General features: G+C 50.7%; 5 protein-coding genes. All 5 read right to left on the bottom strand.

Features of this window, described 5'->3' with window-relative positions:
• Nucleotides 1-292: 292 nt before the first annotated feature.
• From cobC to cysS, 5 genes are read right to left on the bottom strand one after another with little or no spacing between them, the layout of a single operon-like run.
• Entirely contained in the window at nt 293-823 is a 531-nt protein-coding gene (gene cobC / locus QVO39_RS02390) for an alpha-ribazole phosphatase family protein (RefSeq protein ID WP_021902861.1), read from the bottom strand.
• Nucleotides 820-1584, bottom strand: coding sequence for an adenosylcobinamide-GDP ribazoletransferase (locus QVO39_RS02385; protein WP_018028330.1), 765 nt, complete (start codon nt 1582-1584; stop codon nt 820-822). Before QVO39_RS02385 ends, cobC begins: the two co-directional genes overlap by 4 nt.
• Entirely contained in the window at nt 1584-2624 is a 1041-nt protein-coding gene (cobT, locus tag QVO39_RS02380; RefSeq protein ID WP_021902860.1) for a nicotinate-nucleotide--dimethylbenzimidazole phosphoribosyltransferase, read from the bottom strand. The genes QVO39_RS02385 and cobT overlap by 1 nt, the downstream gene beginning before the upstream one ends.
• A 15-nt stretch (nt 2625-2639) precedes the next feature.
• Nucleotides 2640-3149, bottom strand: coding sequence for a bifunctional adenosylcobinamide kinase/adenosylcobinamide-phosphate guanylyltransferase (cobU, locus tag QVO39_RS02375; RefSeq protein WP_021902859.1), 510 nt, complete (start codon nt 3147-3149; stop codon nt 2640-2642).
• Nucleotides 3137-4627 (bottom strand): cysteine--tRNA ligase, encoded by a 1491-nt coding sequence (cysS, locus tag QVO39_RS02370; RefSeq protein ID WP_021902858.1) that lies wholly within the window; start codon nt 4625-4627, stop codon nt 3137-3139. Before cysS ends, cobU begins: the two co-directional genes overlap by 13 nt.
• Nucleotides 4628-4769 lie beyond the last annotated feature (142 nt).

The following is a 4769-nucleotide window of genomic DNA, read 5'->3' as shown; positions in this document are numbered from 1 at the left end:
GGGAAAGAGGCTTTTATAGAGGCTGGATAGGTGTACTCCGTATAGATTGGAGTTGTGTGGGGTCCATTATCCTTTCGGCAGGCCGAAAATAACAGTGCCGTCAATATCAATGTGGCGCCAACCACATACCATTTATATCTTCTCATCACGCCATTCAAATATCCTATTAGTCCTAGCTCCTGAGGTCTCAATGCTTCAAGCTAGATATACATTCACGCAAAGTTACTCTTTTTTTTCTAAGTAATCCCTTTCTATTTTCCCCTCTTACCTCTTTTAGTAGCTTTTAAGAAGGTTATAGCTGGTATTTCATCACGCTTCCGTAGCCTTGGAAGTGCTGTGGTGCGTCAATTAGCTCATACAGACCTAGGTAAGCCCCCACTGCCATCTGAATACCACCGTGTGCAAATATTAGTATTTTTTCGTGATTACTCGCCTTCAGCTCCTCTAGGAGCGTGCCCACCCGAGTCACCACCTCTGCAAAGCTTTCACCATCTGTAGGCCGCTCATAGACATAGTCTTCATACCAGCGAAGTAGCTGAGGATCCTCTATCTCGTCGTAGGCTTTCATCTCCCAAGCGCCAAAGTGCTGCTCGCGCAGTCGCTCATCAGTATCCACTTCAGGGTACCCTATTGCATTGGCAAGCCGAGTAGCCCTCGAAAGGGGGCTCGAAAGCACTCTATCTGGGGTATAGCCCTCCAGCCTTTGCCTTACTAGCTCAGCCTCTTCTGCAAAAGTAGGCTGTAGTGGCACATCTGTTCCCCCATAGCAAATGCCTTGGGGTACATCCACCGAAGTATGTCGTACAACCAATAACTCTTTCATAATATAAATATCCAAACGGCTAAGTAGCTCATCACCTCACAGAGAAGAAAGGTTGCTCCCAGGCAGTCGCCCGTGTAGCCATTGACCCGTCGTTTCATCAAGAGGTAAAGCAAACCAAATGTGAGGGCCGAGAATAGCAGCATCCACCATCCAGCAGGCGACCATTGAGAGATAGGCAGAAGTCCAAAGTGTGCTGCCAGGATAAAGAGTCCTCGGTGCGGGCGATCCTCATAGACCACCTTCATCTTGGCACTCTCCTCATTCCGAGCATACTTGAGTAGCCGTGGCAGGTTGGAAGCGACAAACTTGCTGATGGGGTCTCCTACCATTACGGTATAAAAGGCTGCCTCCAGTGGCATCCACCCGAGGAGCCCTATCCAAAGGGCTGCATAGCTCACAAAGCCTATAATTGCATAGGCACCCGAGTGGCTATCCTTCATAATCTCCAGGATTCGTTCCCGCGTCCGCCCTCCACCAAAGCCATCAAAGAAGTCCATCAGGCCATCTTCGTGCATTCCACCAGTGAGTAGGATACGGAAAATAAACCCTATAGTCACTGCTAGAGTGACTGGGAGAAACTGACCTAGTCCCAATATTACCAACGCGGTCAGAGGGCCTGTGAGCCACCCCACGACACTCCAGTAGTAGACGACCCTCTGGTAATGTTCTTTTGGGATTGTGACTATCCGCCAAATGGGAAGCCTTGTCAGTGCCGAGAAGGCTGCTAAGATATCGTAAGTATAGTACCGGACTTTATTCATTAAAAATACTTCTCAATAGGATTGGTATTGCCAAATAGAGCCATCTCCGAGAGCATCAGCACCGCCGACTTGATGATCGGGTAGGCACAAACTGCTCCAGTACCCTCTCCTAGCTTCATGCCTAGGTTAAGGATCGGGGCGGCATGGAGGTAATTGAGTAGGAGGCTATGCCCCCTCTCATCTCCCTTGTGCCCAAATATAGCGTACTGAAGCACATTGGGGGAGACCTTGCTCGCCATCAGTATACAGGCAGTCATGATAAAGCCATCCACCACAATCGTCATCTTTAGCTCTGCGGCACGTAGCATCGCCCCCACCGTCATCACCATCTCAAATCCACCGAAGTATCTCATCACTTCCTCTGCACTCAAATCTTTGGGCGCATTAGCAATTGCCTCGGCAAGTACCCGCTCCTTGTGGGAAATCTCCTCGCCGTGTAACCCGCTACCCGATCCGACACAGTCGTGCAGAGAAATCCCTGTCAGTAGGTGCATCCACACAGCTGAGGGGCTCGTATTACCGATGCCCATCTCTCCGAAAGAGATGATGTTGCACCCCTTGTCGTGGGCGATTTCCACCTGCCTTGCTCCCGCCTCAATACACTGATTAGCCTCCTCACGGGTCATTGCTGGCTCATGAAGGAAGTTAGAGGTCCCCTTCCGCACCTTACAATCGATAATCCCTAGCTCCTTAGGGAGGTCGTAATCAACCCCTGCATCCACAATTACCAGCTCAATATCATGCTGGCGGGTGAGGTAATCAATCGCCGTGCCAGAGCGCTTAAAGTTGATCGTCTGCTGCCACGTCACCGCCCTTGGCGACTTGCTCACCCCCTCCTGCTCAATGCCGTGGTCGGCAGAGAAGAGGATATGGTGTGGCCGCTCTAGAGTAGGGTGTATCGTGCCCTGAATCATCGCTACCTGACGTGCGATCTGCTCCAGCTTCCCTAGCGAGCCCTTTGGTTTCGCAATATCATCTATATACTCCAGCATCTTCTGCCCAAAGGCTTCATCTAGCGGGGTAATTTCAAAGTGTCTCATAATGATTGACTACTCTTATTTTATTTTCAAAGGAATACCCGAAACCATCAGCACCACCTCATCCGAGAGAGAGGCTACATACTGATTGACCCACCCCTGCAGGTCGGAAAACTTCCGCATCATTGCATTGCTCGAGACGCCACCCATTCCTATTTCATTCGTCACAAATATATAAGTGGCTGGGTGGCTAAGAAGCTCCTTAAGTTGCTCCTTTATAAAGGCAAGAGCTTTGTCCACATCTTCTCCCACGTAAAAAAAGACGTTGGTGGTCCAAAGGGTAAGGCAGTCTACCAGTACCACCTTGCCCGAGAGGTCGAGCCGACCTAGCCAAAGTGGCTCCTCAATGGTCTCCCACTTGTCGGCCCTTCGCTCCTGATGCCGTCGCACCCTATCGGCCATCTCCTCATCTTGCACCGTAGCAGTAGCGAGGTAAATGGGGCGAGGCGAAAGTGCCAAAGCCCTTCGCTCCGCCTCACTACTCTTGCCCGAACGGCTGCCACCTGTGATGAGTGTCAGAGTCTCCACGTGCTTCCCTCCTTGCCATCCATGATCTCGAAGCCTATCTTCTTCAGCTCATCACGGATCTTATCCGAGGTCGCCCAGTCCTTAGCTGCTTTGGCACCCTGACGGATCTCCAGTAGTAGATCCATTGCCTTGCCAAATGCCTCAAGGTGCGCCGAGGACTCCCCTGCACCAGCTGGCCGCATGCCCAGTATCTCGAAGAAGAAGGTGTCAAAGAGCTGGTGGAGCTCCTCAATTTGCTCTGCCGTCAGCCCAATCTCACCACTCTCCGCCTGATTGATTTTGCGGGTGGCATCAAAGAGCTCCGCAATCACCTTAGGGCTATTGAGGTCATCATTAAGCGACGCGTAGCACTGCTCTCTATAGTTGGGTAACGCTTCGGTCTCCTGCTTAGCTGGCTTTAGCTTGCCCAAAGTGGCGTAGGCACTCATCAGGCGCTCCAACCCCTTCTCCGATGCTTGTAGTGCCTCATTGCTAAAGTCTACTGTTGAACGGTAATGGGCTTGAAGGATAAAGAAGCGGATCACCATAGGGTCGTACGCCTTCTCTAGCGACTCATGCTCACCAGAGAAAAATTGCTCCAATGTGATGAAGTTGCCTAGGCTCTTGCCCATCTTCTGCCCATTGATAGTGATCATATTATTGTGCATCCATACCGGCACAATCTCGTGCCCCTCCGCTGCTACTGCTTGGGCAATCTCACACTCGTGGTGAGGAAAGATCAAGTCCATACCCCCGCCATGGATATCAAATCCATCGCCGAGGTACTTACGTCCCATCGCCGTACACTCCGCATGCCAGCCGGGGAAGCCATCGCTCCAAGGGCTAGGCCAACGCATAATATGCTCTGGACTCGCTTTTTTCCAAAGGGCAAAGTCCACAGAGCTCCGCTTCTCCTCTTGCCCATCTAGGCTGCGGGTATTCTCTAAAATATCCTCAATATTACGGCCCGAGAGTACGCCATATTGGTGATCTTTATTGTACTTAGGTACATCAAAGTAGACCGAACCATTGGAAACATAGGCATAGCCAGCGTCTAGAATCTCCTGCACTAAAGCAATCTGCTCAATAATATGCCCACTTGCCATTGGCTCAATAGAGGGTGGAAGCACATTCAGGAGATCCATATCCTTATGGTAGCGGGTGAGGTAGTACTGCACCACCTCCATTGGCTCTATCTGCTCTAGTCGTGCTTTCTTCTGAATCTTATCCTCTCCCTCATCGGCGTCATGCTCTAGGTGACCTACATCGGTGATGTTGCGCACGTACCGCACCTTGTAGCCCAAGTGGGTAAGGTAACGGAAGAGGAGGTCAAAGGTGATGGCAGGGCGAGCATGCCCCAAGTGGGCATCGCCGTAAACGGTAGGACCACAAACGTACATTCCCACGTGGGGTGACTGCTTGGGTCGAAGGGGCTCTATTGCTCTCGTCCTACTATTATATACCGAGAGGTGCTCTCGGATTTGCTCTTTACTCTCCATATTGCTCAATATAATATATGTGTGTTGCTGATTAAAATATCCACAAATATACCCATATTTCAGCAATCGGGTAGGTCCTCAACCGAAACGAGCAGGGGTTACGCATTAGAAAAAGACTTGTCGAGTAGTATTCATCTGAGTA

The sequence above is a fragment of the Porphyromonas sp. CAG:1061 genome, assembly GCF_000435035.1.
Lineage (GTDB): Bacteria > Bacteroidota > Bacteroidia > Bacteroidales > Porphyromonadaceae > Porphyromonas_A > Porphyromonas_A somerae.
This window is presented reverse-complemented; position numbering and strand designations above follow the sequence as displayed.

What these genes read in the sequence shown, in the direction of transcription:
- cobC (WP_021902861.1), bottom strand. Translation starts at nt 823, where the DNA reads ATGAAAGAGTTATTGGTTGTACGACATACTTCGGTGGATGTACCCCAA.
- QVO39_RS02385 (WP_018028330.1), bottom strand. Translation starts at nt 1,584, where the DNA reads ATGAATAAAGTCCGGTACTATACTTACGATATCTTAGCAGCCTTCTCG.
- cobT (WP_021902860.1), bottom strand. Translation starts at nt 2,624, where the DNA reads ATGAGACACTTTGAAATTACCCCGCTAGATGAAGCCTTTGGGCAGAAG.
- cysS (WP_021902858.1), bottom strand. Translation starts at nt 4,627, where the DNA reads ATGGAGAGTAAAGAGCAAATCCGAGAGCACCTCTCGGTATATAATAGT.